The organism is Microbacterium sp. Marseille-Q6648, from assembly GCF_943181415.1.
Classification (GTDB): Bacteria; Actinomycetota; Actinomycetes; order Actinomycetales; family Microbacteriaceae; genus Microbacterium.
Map to the genome: position 1 here is coordinate 1149669 of NZ_CALPBZ010000001.1, position 16569 is coordinate 1166237.

Here is a 16569-nt window from a genome sequence, read left to right on the forward strand (position 1 = left end):
CAGTGTCAAGGTCAATGATTCCCGAGGAAGCTGCGACCAACGTGTCCGTCCTACGGGCTAGTGACTGTGCAGAACGGCCCAGGCGATGAGGCTGTCGATGCGACGGATATCGGCGCCTTTGGTCAGCTTGACCTTGATGTGTCCGGCCTTCGTCCACAGTTCGAGCTCGGCGTCACGATCCAGCATCCCGCCGGCATTCTCGGTCGACCACATGTGGATCGCGCTGTACGGCAGCGAGTAGATCTCAACTTTCTTGCCCGTGATGCCCTGCGCATCGCGGACGATCAGACGCTTCGTGGTGAATGTCGCGGAGTCGCGGAAGGTCTTGAAGGAGGCGACCGGCGTCTCGCCCTCCACGAGAAGCTGGGCGACGTCAGCAGGCGTCTGGATCTCCTGCTGCAGTGTCCAAGAAAGAATTGCGGCGGTTTCAGGCATGTCGAGCGCTCCAATGCGTTCCGCGCGAACCCCTCGTCGCGCATCCGGTCAGGCTATCCAATGCGAGCGCGACCGCTACGGTGTGAGGCGTGCCCTTCGCCCTCGCGCTCACCGTCGTGCTCGCCCTGCTCGCGATGTTCCAGTTGGCGTTGAGCCTCGGCGCACCGCTCGGACACTTCGCGTGGGGCGGACGGCACCGCGTGCTGCCCCTGAAGCTACGGATCGGCAGCGCCGTGTCGATCCTCATCTACGCACTGATCGCCCTCATCGCGTGGGACCGCGTCGGCGCGATCGACGTGTTCGGCGACGCGTTCGCGCAGATCGCGATGTGGATGATCTTCGCGTACTTCGCGCTCGGCATCCTGATGAACGCCATCTCGCGCAGCAAGCCCGAGCGCTACACGATGGTGCCGGTGACGATCGTGCTGACGGTCCTGTCGTTCTTCATCGCCATGGGGTTCGGCGAGCTCGCGATGGCGATCTGAGGCTTCGGGCGTCGAGCCTCGGGCCTCGGGCTTCGGGCTTCGGGCTTCGGGCTTCGGGCCGGGCCTCAGGCGGGGTCGGTGCTGCCGAAGACGTGAAGGTCGAGCGCGTCGCTCAGCAGTTCGCTCAGGATGCGGCCCCGCACACTCGTGCCCTCTTCATCCAGCGGCGGGCTGACGACGGCCGTACCCAGCCGGTACGGAACCGAGAGCACGATGGCGCCCGAGACGCTCGACTTCGCCGGGACGCCGACCGCCCGCATCCATCGCCCCGACCCGTCGTAGACGCCGCACGTGGCCATCACCGAGACGACGTCGCGCGCGACCGCTTTCGACACGACGCGTTCACCCGTGATCGGGTTCACTCCCCCGAACGCCAGGGTCGCGCCCATGACGGCGAGCGCCTCGGCGTCGACGAGCACGGCACATGCGCGGGCGTAGACGGCGACGGCATCGTCGGCGCTCACGTGCAGGGTGCCTTCGGCGCGCATGAGGTGGGCGAGGGCGTGGTTTCGGTCGCCGAGCAGGTGCTCGTCTTCGGCGACCTCTTCATCCACATCGAGCTCACGTCCGGCGAAGGCCGACAGTCCGCGCAGGATGCGCTCGTTGCGCTTCTCGACGGTGTCGCCGTCGACGATCGCGGCGGTGAGCAGGGCTCCCGCGTTGACCATCGGGTTCGGCGGACGCCCTGTGCCGCTCTCGAGCTTGATCGCGTCGAACGCCTCACCCGTCGGCTCGATGCCGATGCGCTCGAGCGCCTCGCCGTGGGTGTCGGCGAGCGCCAGCGCGAACAGGAACGGCTTCACCGCCGACTGCACACTGAACGGCACGTCGGCCTCCTCGCTACGGTGCACGTCGCCGTCCGGACCGACGATCGCCAGCGCGCACAGGTCGGGGTCGGCCGTCGCCAGAGCCGGGATGCTGTCATCGACCGCTCCCCCATGCTCGGCCATCGCCCGTTCGCGAAGTGCGTCGAGGTCGAGCGAGGCGAGGTCGTGCCGGTCGTCGAGCGTACCGTCGTCGGCGGTGCGGCCTCGCGGGGCACGGTCGTGCCGGTCGTCGGGAGGGGTCATCGTCCCACCATGGCACGGGTCGTGCGCCCCGGGGCCAGTGGGAACCGCGGGGTGGTTCGTGCGTCATCCTCTCCTCCCCAGGTGGCCCGTTCCGCGCGGTTGTGCACGGATTGTGGATAACCTCCCTGACCTGGGCTTATCAGCGAAGAATGTCGGTGGCCCTCGGCAGAATCGAGGGTATGGACAACCTCTCCGTCACCCTCGACGATCTGGGCCGCGCGCTCGCCCCGATCGTCGCGACGGCGTTCGCCGACGACGCGCTTCGGGCGGCCGGCGATGAGGAACTGCTCGCGGTCGTCGTCGCTGCCGGGCGGATGATCCAGAGTGCGCAGGCACTGATGATCGACGCGGTCGCGCACATCGACGGCCGCGCCGATCACGTAGCGCACGACGAGCGACTGACGACCCGAACCGGATGCCGCTCCCTCAGCGAGCTGGTCCAGCGCGCGACGCGGGTGTCGAAGCGCACGGCCGCCGATGTCGTGACCGCGGCCCGCGCCGTGTCGCAGCGGATGGCGATCTCGAGCGGAGAGATTCTTGCGGCCGACTTTCCCGCGATGCGGGACGCGCTCGCCAACAGCGAGGTCGGGGTCGACGGCATCGTGGCCGTCGCCGGCGCGTTGCGCGGCTGCCCAGGCGGTGTGGCGGGAGTCCTTGCCGCCGACACCGAGCTCGCTGCCTCGGCGCGCGGCACCGGAGCCGACGGCGCGCCGCCCGCCTGCGCCGAAGACCTGCGGGCGCAGGCGCAGATCTGGGCGCTGTATCTGGATCAGGACGGGCAGGAGCCGCGCGAGGCCCGCGCGATGCGCAAGCGCGGTCTCACCTTCGGGATCTGTCGCGACGGCCTCGTGTCGGTTCGCGGCAATCTGCTTGCCGAAGTGGCTGCGCAGTTCCAGCGCGAGTGCGACAGCGTGCTCAACCCGAAGCTCGACGGTCCCGCATCTCCCGGGCCGCGCTTCACGGATGCCGGTGGCGGCGGCGCCTTCGAGGCTGACGGTGCCCTCGGTTCAGAGGGGTCCTTCGTTCCTGACAGTTTCGATCCCGACGGCATCCAGCCGCACCGGGCCGACATCCGCACGCGGGCGCAGAAGCAGCACGATGTCTTCGCAACCATCCTCACTGTCGCCGCGGCATCCGGCACTCTGCCCACCCTCGGCGGAGCAGCGCCGACCCTCGTGGTGTCGGTCCGCGCGGAGGACCTCGCGCAGGCGCGAGGCGCCGCGCACATCGACGGCATCGACGAGCCGGTGCCGATCGGCGTGGCGCGCCACATCGGCTGTGCCGGCTCGATCACCCGCGTCATCCTGGGCGACGAGGGTCGCATCGTGTCCCTTGCGACCGACGAGCGGGTGTTCAACCATCACCAGCGCAAGGCGATCTCACTCCGCGATGGCGGGTGCATCATTCCGGGATGCCACATACCCGCGTCGTGGTGCGAGATCCACCATGTCGTCGAGCACGCCCGGAGCGGACCGACCCATACCGACAACGGCGTCCTGATCTGCTGGCATCATCACCGCACCCTCGATACCAGCGGGTGGCAGATCCGCATGACGAACGGCGTGCCCGAGATACGCGGACCCGCCGAGTGGGATCCGCGACAACAGTGGCGAGCCGTCACCAAAGCGCCCACACGCAGGCACGACATCATGGCGCGGCGGAACTGAGGCGGGTGTGCGAGGTGGCGAACCGATCAGAACGGCGACACGGCGAACAGCTCGATGCCCTCGCACCCTTGCGGGATGTACGCCGACGTCATCGCTCCCCCGCTGAAGCCGCCTCCGACGGCGATGGTGTCGCCTTCGCGATACTCGCCGTCGCGCCACTGGAGTACACCCTCGGCCCACGACGCATCACCGGCCGGGAACACCGGTACCGCGAGCGCGCCCTCGCCCTGACGGATGACCAGGCAGTCGTCGACGATCGCGAGCTCGCCCTCAAGCAGGGCATCCATTCCGGCATCCGGCCTGGGATACACCGCGAGTGGACCGGACGATGGCAACGATCCTGCCGCGCAGCCCGTCAAAGCCAGCACCACCAGTGCCAACGCGATACCCACCGCCCCGCGAGGACTGCCCATGTTCGCCACCGTAGTACCCGAAGTGACTGCGCGCCGCTGGCGACGGAGCACCCACCAAGTCCGCCACCGCGGTCACTGCAGGTAGGCGTCCACCATCAGTGGCCCGCGGATGTCGCGGAACGCGTCGATGAGCCGGTCCAGCGAGCGCCGGTTCCATCCCGACAGCACGATGTCGTGCGGACCCAAAGGGACGAGTTTCGCCGTCCGAAGTCGCACGACCTCCCAGCCGGCGGCCCGCAGCATCCGGTCTTTTCGGCGGTCGGCCTCCTCACGCTGGCCGACGTGCTCCAGCCCATGACGACCGGTGCTGTCGTACTCGACCGCGATCCGCAGCTCGGGCAGCAGCATGTCGGGCCACACCTCGAGGTGGTCGAAGAACGGCCGACTCACCCGCACCGCGTTGCGTCCGGCGGTGATGCCGAGGCGCGCGAACAGATCGGCCCGCACACGCGCCTCGACCGCCGACGCCGGGCGCGGCGCACACTCGCTGACGAACGCCTCGCCCACCGCCAGGGCGGGAGTCTTCGGACACACCGTGCGTTTCGGACGTGCCCGCCGGGGTCCCGCGACGGCGGAGCCCCCTGCCCTCGGCGCCGCCATTTGCAGATCACCGGTCGCCAAGCGGACCGCCCCCACGACACGCCGCGGCGGCGCACCGATCGCCAGCGCCGAGCACTCCGGACACCACGCCGACCGGCGTCGCCGACGCCCCGGACGCGTGCGCTGCTCGGTCGGCGTCGCGACGAACAGGTGGCCTGCGTCGCACTGCCAGAGCAGCAGCACGTCGGCGGCCGGAGGAATCTGCGTCAGCACGATACCGGCGTTGAGCTCGGGGTGATACTGCCGGATCAGCGCCGGAAAAGACGCCCACGCCTCGCGATACGTCCCCACGTCGTAGGGCACGTCGCGTCCCCGCGAGAACTGTCGTCTCGCCCACCAGTCCTGGACCCGCTCCGGCATGTCGGCACTGTAACCGCGACCACCCCCAAGCCCGCCACGAGCACCGCTGACACCAGCGCCAACCTGCCCTCCCGACCAGTGAGTGCGGGGCACAACCCCTGTGCATAGCCTGGACATAACCGACGCGGCATCCGCTCTCCCGTAGAGTCGCAAACAGGCGGCCATACGGTTCGTCGCCCGCACAGTTTGGCTTTCGGGTCGTGCTGCCGACCCGAGGAGCGATCATCACTTCTACCGCCGTATCCACACTCGGTCCGATCCGCCAGACCTATGCCAAGAGCGACACGTTCCCCCCTGTCGCCCGCGCATACACCCAGGTGTCGCAGGTCGCGAAAGAGACCGGCCTCCTGGCCCGCGCCCCGTGGTTCTACGCCATGGTGGGCACGGCCATCGCCCTCGGCATGGGCGGCGCCGTCACCGGCTTCATCCTGCTCGGCGACAGCTGGTTCCAGCTGCTCATCGCCGCCGCCTTCGGCATCCTGCTGACCCAGGCGGCCTTCCTCGCCCACGAGGCCGCCCACCGTCAGATCCTCTCGACGGGCCCCGCCAACGACCGCCTCGCGCGCATCCTCGCCGCCGGCGTCGTCGGCATCAGCTACGCCTGGTGGGACTCCAAGCACTCCCGCCACCACGCCAACCCGAACCGCGTCGGCCGCGACCCCGACATCGAGGTCGACACGATCTCGTTCCTCGAGGAAGACGCCGCCGAGGCGCGCGGCCTCCGCCGCCTGATCACGCGCAAGCAGGGCTGGCTGTTCTTCCCCCTCCTCACCCTCGAGGGCATCAACCTGCACTACCTCGGCCTCAAGCACCTGCTGTTCTCGAAGGAGAAGATCAAGGGCCGCGGGCTCGAGATCGCGCTCATCGTGCTGCGACTGTCGATCTTCATCGTGCCGGTCTTCATGTTGCTGCCCCTCGGCATGGCGTTCGCCTTCATGGGCGTCCAGCTCGCCGTCTTCGGCCTCTACATGGGAGCCTCGTTCGCCCCCAACCACAAGGGCATGCCGATCATCGACGCCAACGCCCGCCTGGACTTCTTCAGCAAGCAGGTGCGCACCTCGCGCAACATCCGCGGCGGCTGGTGGGCCACGTGGCTCATGGGCGGCCTGAACTACCAGGTCGAGCACCACCTCTTCCCGAGCATGGCCCGCCCGCACCTGTCGAAGGCGCGCGAGATCGTCCGCGACTACTGCAAGACCCTCGACGTGCCCTACACCGAGACCAGCCTGATCCAGTCGTACGCGATCGTCATCGAGTACCTCAACCGCGTGGGTCTCGCCGCGGCCGACCCCTTCGACTGCCCCGCGGCGTCGCAGTACCGCCGGGCCTGATCGGCACCGTTCTTCTTCATCCCATCGCGCGGCTTCCTCATCGGAAGTCGCGCGATTGGTGTCGTACCCCCACACGCAGGTCTTCGAACCGGTCGGCGAGCAGGTTCGTCACCCCCTCGACCGACCGCTCCAGCATCCCTCGCACGATCAGCGCCGGAGCATCGCGCACCACCCGCCGATAGCGGTTCCACACCCCGACCGAGCAGATCACGTTCACCAGACCGTGTTCGTCTTCGAGGTTGAGGAACGTGATTCCGGATGCCGTCGCCGGCCGCTGCCGATGCGTCACGAGTCCTGCCACCTCGACTCGCCGACCGGTCTCGTGAGTGCGCAGTTCGCGTGAGGTGATGACCGCCCGCGCGTCCAGCGCCGACCGGTAGTGGGTCATCGGATGGTCGTCGGTCGTGATGCCCGTCGCCCACAGGTCGGCGGCGAGCACCTCGTACGACGACGGATCGGTGAACAGCGGCGGCTGCACCGACACCATCGAGTCCGGCAAGAACTCCGGTCGATCCTGCGCCGCCGAACCCGCCAGCCAGATGCCCTCGCGCCGCGTGATGCCCAGGCACTCGAACGCGCCCGCGGTGGCGAGCGCCTCGACCTGCGCGGTGGTGATGCTCGTGCGACGGACGAGGTCGCGAAGGTCGCGGAACTCCCCGTCCGCATCGCGGGCGGCGACGATGCGCTGAGCGACGGCCGCGCCGATGCCCTTCACTCCGGCAAGGCCCAGTCGCACGGCGAACCGTCCGTCGCGCCGGTGCGCCGCCGACTCGTCGGGAGCGGTGATGTCGAACAGACCCACGGGCGGCTGCTGCCGGTGGGTGCAGGCGTCGAGCCCCGTCGGGCCGAGGCGTTTCGTCTCGGTCGCTGCGCTCCCTCGCTCAACGTCCGGGGGCTCGGCACCTGCGCCACCGGACGTTGAGCGAGCGGAGCGAGACGAAACGCCACCGTCCGAGAACTCGACACCTGCGCCACCGGACGTTGAGCGAGCGGAGCGAGACGAAACGCCACCGGCCGGGGGCTGCAGCGGTTCGAGCACCGCCTCCACCCCCGACGCGTGCAGGTCGGGCCGACGCACCTCGACACCGTGCCGCCGCGCATCGCCCACGAGCGTCGCGGGCGAATAGAACCCCATGGGCTGCGCGCGCAGCAGCCCGGCGAGGAACGCCGCCGGATAGTGCAGCTTGATCCACGACGACGCGTACACCAGCAGCCCGAACGACAGCGAGTGCGACTCCGCGAAGCCGAAGTTCGCGAACGCCTGGATCTTGGCGTAGATCGCATCCGCCGCCTCGCCGACCAGGCCGTTGCCGGCCATCCCCTCGTACAGCTTCTCGCGCAGCGATTCGATGCGCTCGACACCGCGCTTGGATCCCATCGCGCGCCGCAGCAGATCGGCGTCCTCGCCGGTGCACTCCCCCACGGCCATCGCCATCTGCATCAGCTGCTCCTGGAACACCGGGATGCCGAGCGTGCGCTCGAGCACCGGCACCAGTTTCGGGTGGGCGTACGTCACCTCCTCCTGCCCGAGCTTGCGGCGGACGAACGGATGCACCGCTCCGCCCTGGATCGGCCCGGGCCGGATGAGGGCGATCTCGATCACCAGGTCGTAGAACCGCCGCGGCTGAAGGCGCGGCAGCAGCCCCATCTGCGCGCGCGACTCGACCTGGAAGACCCCGATCGAATCCGCCCGGCACAGCATGTCGTAGACCGCCTTCTCCTCCTTCGGCAGCGTCGACAACTCCCACTCCTCCCCTGTCGAGGCGCGGATCATGTCGAAGCAGTACTGCAGCGCCGCCAGCATCCCCAGGCCCAGCAGATCGAACTTCACCAGCCCCATCCACGCGGCGTCGTCCTTGTCCCACTGGATGACGGTGCGGTTCTCCATGCGCGCATGCTCGATCGGCACCACCTCGCCCACCGGCCGATCCGTGAGCACCATGCCCCCGGAGTGGATCCCGAGGTGCCGCGGCGCCTTCAGCAGCTCGGTGGCGAATTCGATCACCTGATCCGGGATGTCGTGGTCGGCTCCGGTCTCGAGCTTGGCGCCCCACCCCTCCACCTGCTTCGACCAGGCGTCCTGCTGCCCCGGCGAGTGCCCGAGCGCCTTCGCCATGTCGCGGATGGCGTTCTTGGGCCGGTACTGGATCACGTTCGCCACCTGCGCCGCCCGCTCGCGCCCGTACGTCTGGTACACCCACTGGATGATCTCCTCGCGGCGATCCGAGTCGAAGTCCACGTCGATGTCGGGCTCTTCGTCGCGCAGGCTCGACAGGAACCGCTCGAACGGCAGGTCGTAGGCGATCGCGTCGACGGCGGTGATGTCGAGCAGGTAGCAGATGGCGCTGTTGGCCGCCGATCCCCGCCCCTGACACAGGATGCCGCGACGCCGCGCCTCTTGCACGATGCCGTGCACGATGAGGAAGTACCCGGGGAAGTCCTTCAGCTCGATGACCCCGAGCTCCTTCTCGATCCGCGCACGGTTCTCTTCCGTGAGGTCGGGATATTTCCGCGGCACCGCCTCCCACACCAGGTGCCGCAGCCACGACATCGGTGTGTGCCCGTCGGGCACCTTCTGCCGCGGCAGCGCGGGCTTGGCCCGCCGCAGGGGAAACGCCAGCTCGTCGGCGAGCGCGACGGTGCGGGCGACGGCATCCGGATGCCGCACGAAGCGCTCGGCCATCTCCGCACCCGAGCGCAGGTGCGCTCCGGCGTGCGCGGGCAGCCAGCCGTCGAGTTCGTCGAGCCCCCGATTGGCGCGGACGGCGGCCACCGCGGCGGCCAGCAGCTGCCGGTCGGGGGCGGCGTAGTGGACGTTGTTGGTCGCCAGCAGCGGCAGCCGACGCTCCCGGGCGAGCCCCACCAGCACGTCGTTGTCGCGGGAGTCCAGCGGATTGCCGTGGTCGATCAGCTCGACGTGCACCGCGTCGCGCCCGAACCGCTCGATCAGACGGTCGAGTTCGCGCGCCGCCCCGTCCGGACCCTCGACGGTCAGCGCACGGCGGACGGCGCCCTTGCGGCATCCGGTCAGCACGGCCCAGTGATCCCGCCCCTGATCGGCCAGGTCGTCGAGGCGGTACGCGGGTCGTCCTTTCTCGGCGCCCGCCAGCTGGGCGTGGGTGAGGGCGGCGGCGAGCCGGTGATACCCCTCCTCCCCCCGCGCCAGCACGAGCAGGTGCGCGCCGACCGGGTCGGGCTCGCCGTTCTGCGGCGCCGGCAGCTCGAGCGACAGCTCTGCCCCGAACACCGTCTTCAGCCGCAGCGTCTCGGCCGCCTCGGCGAAGCGCACGATGCCGTAGAAGCCGTCGTGGTCGGTGATCGCCAGGGCGTGCAGCCCCAGCCGCTCCGCCTCTTCGGCGAGGTCTTCGGGCGAGGATGCCCCGTCCAGGAACGAGAACGACGAGTGGGCGTGCAGTTCGGCGTACGGAACGGTCTCGGTCGGACGCGGGATCTCTGGCGGAACGTACGCGCCGCGCTTGTGCGACCAGGCCGGGCTGTCGCCGCCGTCCGCGCCGGCGGGAGCACTGCCCGGCCGCCGCCGGTCGCTGAGGACGCGCTCCATCTCGGACCACGGCACACCGGGGTTGTTGAAGCCCATCAGTCGTACACCGCCTCGGCGTGCCAGGCCGGCCCCTCGCACACCAGCAGCCACGCCGTACCCTCGGTGTCGACGACCTGGAACCGGTGCGCGCGTCGTGCTCGCGCGGCATCCCACCCCCGCTCGACCACCGGCCACGGCCCCGCCCACGCGTCGATGCCGAGCTGACGCCCGCCGACCCCCAGCTGCGCGGGAACCGCCGACAGCATGCCCCGATCGTCGACGTCGACCGCGTACCCGCCGAGCGAGGTCACCTCGACCGGCCGCGTGGGCGAGAACACCGTCGACGGCAGCGGATCCGGCAGCCGCCCCGGCCACGGCCGCTCGCGCTCGGCCGCCAGCCCCGCCCGGCCCTGCGGCGGGCGGTCCCCCCACGGCACGAGCACCTGGCGCTCGGCGAGCCAGCGACCGCCGCCGACGTCGGGGGTGAGCACGCCGCGATGACCCAGCATCGCCTGCACGCGCGACAGCGCATGGTGCACCCGCTCTTCGGGACCCGAGCCGAAGATCGCCGGCGCGTGGTGGGATGCCGCGTCCACGGCCTCGGGAGAGATGCGCACCAGCGCCACGCCGCTGCGCAGCGCCGCGGACTCCTCGGCCAGCTGCCAGCGCACCCGGTCGACCACCGCCGACGCGTCGAACGACGCCGGATGCAGCCACACCCGCTCGCTGCGCTCCCCCCGGTCGCCGGTGAGCTCGACCCGCAGCTCGGTGCACACGAGGTCTTCGGCGCCGAGGCGGGCGATGAACTCCTCGGCGGCGATGCGCATGCCGAACGCGATCTGCTCGGCGATCTCGAGAGGCGGCTCGAACGCGACCTCGCGATCGAGCTCGGGCGGCGGGGTCCGCGGCGTCACCGGCTGCGAGTCACGTCCTGCCGCCAGCGCGTGCACGCGCACCCCGTGGGGCCCGAAGCGCTCACGCACCCGATCGGCCTCCATCGCGGCGAACTGCCCGAGCGTCTGCACACCCAGCCTGGCGAGGAGGCTCACCAGGTCGCCGCCGCCCCGTGCAGACGCCGAGGCCCCGCCGCGTGCCCCGGACCCTGCGCGGGCACCGGCACCGGCACCGGCACCGGGGAGGTCGCCGACCAGCGACGACGCCGCCAGCGCCGACACCGGCAGCGGTGCGAGGAACCCGGCCGATGCCCCGGCCGGCACCACGAACACCGGCTCGGCAGGACTCGTGGCCGCCATCGCAGCCTGCTCGGCGGTGAAGGGCCCGTCGGCGACCGCCGCCCGCACGTGCGACAGCTCGTCGCCGCCGAGCACGTCGAGCAGCAGCTGCCCCGCGCGCTCCTCACCGCCGTAGTAGCGGGCAGGACCGCGGGCGCGCAGCGCGCAGAGTCCGGGACGCACCACCTGCACCCCGGGAGCGTGCTCTTCGATGCGCGTCAGCACGGGTGCGAAGGCGCGATGGTCGCGCGCCTCGTCGGCGGGCACCACCGTCAGCCGCGGGCACCGCGCCTGCGCATCACGCCGACGCTGCCCGCGCCGCACCCCCTCGGCACGAGCGAGTGCCGAGCAGGCCACCACCAGATTGTTGGCCATGACCGCGAGGGGACGCTCGGCATCCGCTGCCCTGCCTTTCTCGCGCAGGTACGCCGTGACCGGCCAGTCGGGGAACCACAGCACCAGGCTGCGCTCGGGCGCCCTGGTCGCGTCGGGCGTCATCAGCCGACCGCCCTGATCTCGAACGGCGTGATCCGCGCGTCTTCGACGGGAGCGACGCCGATGCTGCCGTGCGCGGCGGGCAGCAGCACCTGCGTGCGCCGCGGCGTCGGCCAGCGCCGACTGGCGGACGAGACCGTCATGGTGCGCTCCGCCAGATATCCGTGCCCGCGCCCGAGTCCCTGCCACCGCACGTCGTCGACCGACAGCACCGCCTCGGCCTGCGGCCAGGGGCCGTCCACGAGCAGCACCGCGCCGCGGTCGCGAAGCCGCGCCGCCAGTCGCGCGACCTCGCCGTCGGGCACGCGTCCGCGCGGACGCACCGCGACCACCGTCAGCACTTCGGCCACCGTCGCGGTGACGGCAAGCCATCGCTGCCCGGGCTCGGGGATGAGCACCAGCCGTGACAGGTCGACCCCCAGGGCCGCGGCCGCCTCGACGCCGAGTTGCGGCATCCCCACCGCCCCGCACCACGAACCGGTCTGCGACGGCTGGGCGAGCAGCCCCAGCAGCAGCGACGACGAGCCCGAGACCGAGTAGGCGGCGCCTGGCTTGAGTCCGCCGCCGGGCAGCAGCGACGCCAGCGCGGGATGCACCGGCAGCACCGGCGCGTCCAGACGACGGCCCTGCACCCGCTCCAGCTGAGCGCGCAGGCGACGGACCTCGTCGCCCGCCGTGCGCTCGGTGGTCGCGCGCTGCATGCTCGCCCTCATTCCGACATGGTAGAACGTATGTTCTAGTCTTTCAATGTCGGTTCAGACGCTACGCCGAGGTTCGGACATCGCCAGCGGGCTTTACTGCACGAATGTTCGATGATACGCGCTGAGCGCGATGATGCGACCGTTAGGGCGCGGGCAGGCGCAACGAAGGTGCGTCAAGCGGCGGTGACGTCTCGAGCGGGCGTCAGGCGGCGGTGGCGTCTCGAGCGGGCGTCAGGCGGCGAGCGCCAGGTACGGCTCCCAGCGCGGGTCGCTGCGCTCGGTGCCGCGCACCGTCCACTGCGCTCCTCGCGGCGGCCGCGGGATGAGACGCAGCTCCCACTCCATCTCCTGCGGGGTGCGATCGCCCTTGACGTTGTTGCAGCGCAGGCAGCACGCCACGAGGTTCTCCCACGAGTCGGCGCCGCCACGCGATCGCGGCAGCACGTGGTCGATCGTCGAGGCCGCCTTGCCGCAGTACGCGCAACGGTGCGCGTCGCGCCGCAGCACCCCTCGGCGGGTGACTGGCACGTGGCGCACCCCCGGCACACGCACGTAGCGGGTCAGGACGATCACCGCCGGTCTGTCGTAGGTGTATCTGGTTCCCCAGACCGGTTCGCCTTCGATGCATTCCACGACCGTGGCCTTGTCGTTCATCACGAGCACGAGCGCTCGCTTGAAAGACACCACAGCGAGCGGCTCATAGCCCGCATTGAGCACCAGTGTGCGCATTCCCCATCCTCTCGAACGGCCGGGACGGCTTCCCGGTGATTCGACTTTCGACGCGCGATCGAGGACGAAGGGCATGAAAAAAGGCGCTGTCTACAGACAGCGCCTCGGCGCGTGCGGCAGGCCGCAGCATCCGCTCAGGCAATGCCGAAGGACGTGGCGCCCAAGCGCATCCATGGTTCGGATGCGTGGTGTGCAGTCCATCGGCTTCCTCCGCTTCTTTCAAGCGTCCGTCTCAGGGTAATGCACGACGACGCGCCCGGGGTCATCGCCTTCCTGAACGCCCGGTGGCGTGTCGACGACGAAAAAGAGAGCGGATGCTGCGAGGTGCAGCATCCGCTCTCTTATAAGCCGTATCAGCCGGCGTTGTTGACCAGCCAGGCCCACGGGTCGACGACACCGCCGTTGATGTGGACCTCGAAGTGGAGGTGGCACGCGGTCGAGCTGCCCGTGCTGCCGACGACGCCGATCTGCTGGCCGGCCGAAACCGTCTGGCCCGAGGCGACGAGTCGGCTGCCGTAGGTCATGTGTGCATACAGCGTGTTGACCTGCTGACCGCCGATGACGTGGTCGATGGTGACGGCGACGCCGTACCCGCCGTAGCCCTCCTGCGAGATGCGCACGACGCCGTCAGCGGCGGCGTAGAGCGGCTGACCACAGGGCGCGAGCAGGTCGACGCCCTGGTGGTAGCCGGAGTCCCACAGGCCGCGGCCCTTGGTGAAGTTCTGCAGAGGCCAACGAATGGCACCCGAACCGGCGGCGACCGAGGTCTCGGCCGACGTCGTGCTGAGTTCGCTCACGTCGACGGTCGTGCCGGTCGAGGCGGCGGCAGCCGCTTCCTTCGCGGCACGAGCACGCTCGGCGGCAGCCTTGGCAGCCGCTTCCTTCGCCTTCTTCTTGTCGATCTCCTCCTGCGTGGTGGCGGAGTAGCTCTCGCGAGAGAGCTGCGTCGACTCGGCGTCGGAAGCCACGACCAGCGACTGCGCGTCGTCGATGGCGACCTGCTGAAGGGTCATGGCCACCTCTTCGGTGGGCCGGAACGCACCGTAGGCGGGAAGGGCGACGGTGGCGATGAGACCGCCGACCATCGTCAGGATGGCGAGGCTGCGCAGCGGCTTGATCGCGCGCTTGGCGTCGACGCGCTTGACCGGACGGACCGGGGCGACAGCGGTGCGAGCGGCGACGACGGGAGCGGGACGGGTGGCCGGCGTGCGTCGTCCGCGCGCTCTGCGCGTCACACCTGTCGCGTCGGACGGGGACTCGCTTGCGGGCGTATGGATCTCTTCGGTCAAACTATCCTCCGGCGCCTCGATGCGCCGGGGCGCTGGCTCGTCGGCACTCGATGTTCGGGGCACGTTGTGCGGGTTCCCACCACAGACGACGAGCCGGCGAGGCTATCAGGGTGGGGTCCGGTCGGCGGGCTTCTCGCCTGTCGGACGTTCCGAGGCTACCGGAAGGTAACGAATATGTCACGCTCCGGCCCTGGCAGAACCCTGGGCATGTCTGCCACGCGGGCGCGCGAAAGCTGGATGAGCGGCGGATGAGCGGCGGAATCAGCGCTGCGCGTCGACGAGGAAGATGTGCGAAGCGACCTCGACGGGCAGCTCCAGTCCCTCGAAATCACCCTCCATCTGCACGAGGACGTAACCCTCGTTGTAGCGGTAGTCGCCGGTCGCGCCGGGGACGACCCCGGCCGCCTTCAGCTGCTGCAGCAGCTCGGGGTCGACCTGTGCGGGCTCGGCCAGCCGGCGCACGGTGCCCGAGATCGGGCCGCCCTCGGCGTTCAGCTTCTTCACGAGTCCGATGACGCCCTGCTCGAACTGGTTGGCCGGAACATCGCCCAGCTGATCGAGCCCCGGGATGGGGTTGCCGTACGGCGACTCCGTCGGGTGGCCGAGCAGCTCGACCAGCCGCCGCTCGACCTGCTCGCTCATGACGTGCTCCCACCGGCACGCTTCTTCGTGCACGTACGCCCAGTCCAGCCCGATCACATCCGACAGCAGACGCTCGGCCAGGCGGTGCTTGCGCATCACATCGACGGCCTTCTGTCGCCCGGCGTCGGTGAGCTGCAGGCTGCGGTCGTCCGATACGACGACGAGTCCGTCGCGCTCCATGCGACCGACCGTCTGCGACACGGTCGGTCCGGAATGACCGAGCCGCTCCGAGATGCGCGCGCGCAGAGGAATGATGTTCTCCTCCTCGAGTTCGAGGATGGTGCGCAGGTACATCTCGGTGGTGTCGATCAGGTCGGTCATGGGGGCGTCCTCGCTTCGCAGAAATCCGCTCCCAGCCTAGCCTTCGCGGGGTGCGCGCCGACCTGCCGCGACGCGTCACGACAGGTCACACGCACGGGTCCGGCGAGCGCACCTCTCTAGAATCGACGCATGTCCCACGTCGTGCTGCCCCGTGAAATCCTCCCCACCGACGGACGCTTCGGATGCGGCCCCTCGAAGGTGCGCGCGACGCAGCTCGAGGCGCTGCTCGGTCGCGGCGCCTCGATCCTCGGGACCTCGCACCGCCAGGCGCCGGTGAAGGACCTCGTCGGCAGCGTCCGTGCACACCTGGCAGATCTGTTCCGACTCCCCGACGGCTACGAGATCATCCTCGGCAACGGCGGCTCGACCGCCTTCTGGGATGCCGCGGCGTTCGGTCTCATCGAGAAGCGCAGCCAGAACCTGGTCTTCGGAGAGTTCGGCGGCAAGTTCGCCGCCGCGGCGGCAGCCCCGTGGCTGGACGCCCCGGACGTCCGCAAGGCCGAGCCGGGCACCCGCGCGGCGGCCGAGCCGGTCGGGGGCGTGGACGTCTACGCCTACCCGCACAACGAGACCTCGACGGGCGTCTCGGCCCCCATCGAACGCGTGGCCGGCGATGACGGCGCGCTCACCGTGATCGACGCCACGAGCGCCGCGGGCGGCATCGACTTCTCGGCCGCCGAGGCGGACGTCTATTACTTCGCACCGCAGAAGAACCTCGGCTCGGACGGCGGCCTGTGGTTCGCGGCGGTCTCGCCCGCCGCCATCGAGCGCATCGAGCGCATCGCCGCCTCGGGTCGCTACATCCCCGAGTTCCTGAGCCTCAAGAACGCCGTCGACAACTCGCGGCTCAACCAGACCCTCAACACTCCGGCCCTGGCGACGTTGTTCCTCCTCGACGACCAGCTGGAGTGGATCCTCGGCAACGGCGGGCTCGTGTGGGCAGACGCGCGCACGCGCGAATCGTCGGGCGCGATGTACGCGTGGGCCGAAGCTTCGTCGGTGGCGACGCCGTTCGTGACGAACCCCGCCGACCGCTCCCCGGTCGTGGTGACGATCGACTTCGACGAATCCGTGGATGCCGCAGCGATCGCCCGCAGCCTGCGCGCAAACGGCATCGTCGACACCGAGCCGTACCGCAAGCTCGGTCGCAATCAGCTGCGCATCGCGACGTTCGTCTCGATCGAGCCCGACGACGTGCGTCAGCTGATCCGCTGCATCGACTTCACGCTCGAGAACAGCTGAGCGCGCCGGCGCCGGC

Annotated in this window: 14 protein-coding genes; 4 read left to right on the forward strand and 10 right to left on the reverse strand. The window is 70.1% G+C overall.

Features of this window, described 5'->3' with window-relative positions; genetic code table 11:
• Window positions 1–57: 57 nt before the first annotated feature.
• Window positions 58–435, reverse strand: a complete 378-nt coding sequence (locus NFR93_RS05470; protein ID WP_251450650.1) for a PH domain-containing protein — start codon at window positions 433–435, stop codon at window positions 58–60.
• 89 nt (window positions 436–524) lie between these two features.
• Here NFR93_RS05470 and NFR93_RS05475 point away from each other — a divergent pair, with 89 nt between their 5' ends.
• On the forward strand, window positions 525–920 hold the full coding sequence (locus tag NFR93_RS05475) for a hypothetical protein (RefSeq protein ID WP_251450652.1): 396 nt from the start codon (window positions 525–527) through the stop codon (window positions 918–920).
• Between the two features lie 65 nt (window positions 921–985).
• Here the strand turns inward: NFR93_RS05475 and glsA are convergent, their stop codons facing one another.
• A complete protein-coding gene (gene glsA, locus NFR93_RS05480; RefSeq protein ID WP_251450654.1) occupies window positions 986–1990 on the reverse strand; it encodes a glutaminase A in 1005 nt (334 codons plus the stop codon).
• 179 nt (window positions 1991–2169) lie between these two features.
• Between glsA and NFR93_RS05485 the strand changes: the two genes are divergently transcribed.
• Window positions 2170–3657 (forward strand): HNH endonuclease signature motif containing protein, encoded by a 1488-nt coding sequence (locus tag NFR93_RS05485; RefSeq protein ID WP_251450656.1) that lies wholly within the window; start codon window positions 2170–2172, stop codon window positions 3655–3657.
• Window positions 3658–3683: 26 nt separating this feature from the next.
• On the opposite strand, the gene NFR93_RS05490 is transcribed toward NFR93_RS05485, so the two are convergent.
• Both NFR93_RS05490 and NFR93_RS05495 read right to left on the reverse strand, forming a co-directional pair.
• Window positions 3684–3944, reverse strand: a complete 261-nt coding sequence (locus NFR93_RS05490; RefSeq protein WP_251450658.1) for a hypothetical protein — start codon at window positions 3942–3944, stop codon at window positions 3684–3686.
• A 198-nt stretch (window positions 3945–4142) separates the two neighbouring features.
• Window positions 4143–5030 (reverse strand): zinc-ribbon domain-containing protein, encoded by an 888-nt coding sequence (locus NFR93_RS05495; RefSeq protein WP_251450660.1) that lies wholly within the window; start codon window positions 5028–5030, stop codon window positions 4143–4145.
• Between the two features lie 200 nt (window positions 5031–5230).
• On the opposite strand from NFR93_RS05495, the gene NFR93_RS05500 reads away from it, so the two are divergent.
• Entirely contained in the window at window positions 5231–6361 is a 1131-nt protein-coding gene (locus NFR93_RS05500) for a fatty acid desaturase family protein (protein WP_251450662.1), read from the forward strand.
• A 37-nt stretch (window positions 6362–6398) separates the two neighbouring features.
• On the opposite strand, the gene NFR93_RS05505 is transcribed toward NFR93_RS05500, so the two are convergent.
• The 6 genes from NFR93_RS05505 to NFR93_RS05530 form a co-directional block, all read right to left on the reverse strand.
• Window positions 6399–9959 carry an error-prone DNA polymerase gene (locus tag NFR93_RS05505; RefSeq protein ID WP_251451519.1) on the reverse strand — a complete coding sequence of 1187 codons (3561 nt, stop codon included), beginning with the start codon at window positions 9957–9959 and terminating at the stop codon, window positions 6399–6401.
• Window positions 9959–11632, reverse strand: coding sequence for a DNA polymerase Y family protein (locus tag NFR93_RS05510; protein ID WP_251450664.1), 1674 nt, complete (start codon window positions 11630–11632; stop codon window positions 9959–9961). The genes NFR93_RS05505 and NFR93_RS05510 overlap by 1 nt, the downstream gene beginning before the upstream one ends.
• Window positions 11632–12342, reverse strand: a complete 711-nt coding sequence (gene imuA', locus NFR93_RS05515; RefSeq protein ID WP_251450666.1) for a DnaE2-dependent mutagenesis accessory factor ImuA' — start codon at window positions 12340–12342, stop codon at window positions 11632–11634. Before imuA' ends, NFR93_RS05510 begins: the two co-directional genes overlap by 1 nt.
• A 219-nt stretch (window positions 12343–12561) precedes the next feature.
• Complete coding sequence (locus tag NFR93_RS05520; RefSeq protein ID WP_251450668.1) at window positions 12562–13059, reverse strand: HNH endonuclease; 498 nt, start codon at window positions 13057–13059, stop codon at window positions 12562–12564.
• 353 nt (window positions 13060–13412) lie between these two features.
• On the reverse strand, window positions 13413–14294 hold the full coding sequence (locus NFR93_RS05525) for a M23 family metallopeptidase (protein ID WP_251450670.1): 882 nt from the start codon (window positions 14292–14294) through the stop codon (window positions 13413–13415).
• 315 nt (window positions 14295–14609) lie between these two features.
• Window positions 14610–15311 (reverse strand): iron-dependent transcriptional repressor DtxR, encoded by a 702-nt coding sequence (locus NFR93_RS05530; RefSeq protein WP_251450672.1) that lies wholly within the window; start codon window positions 15309–15311, stop codon window positions 14610–14612.
• A 129-nt stretch (window positions 15312–15440) separates the two neighbouring features.
• On the opposite strand from NFR93_RS05530, the gene serC reads away from it, so the two are divergent.
• The gene (serC, locus tag NFR93_RS05535; RefSeq protein ID WP_251450675.1) at window positions 15441–16553 is read left to right on the forward strand and encodes a phosphoserine transaminase; all 1113 of its coding nucleotides are present in this window, start codon (window positions 15441–15443) and stop codon (window positions 16551–16553) included.
• Window positions 16554–16569: the final 16 nt, after the last annotated feature.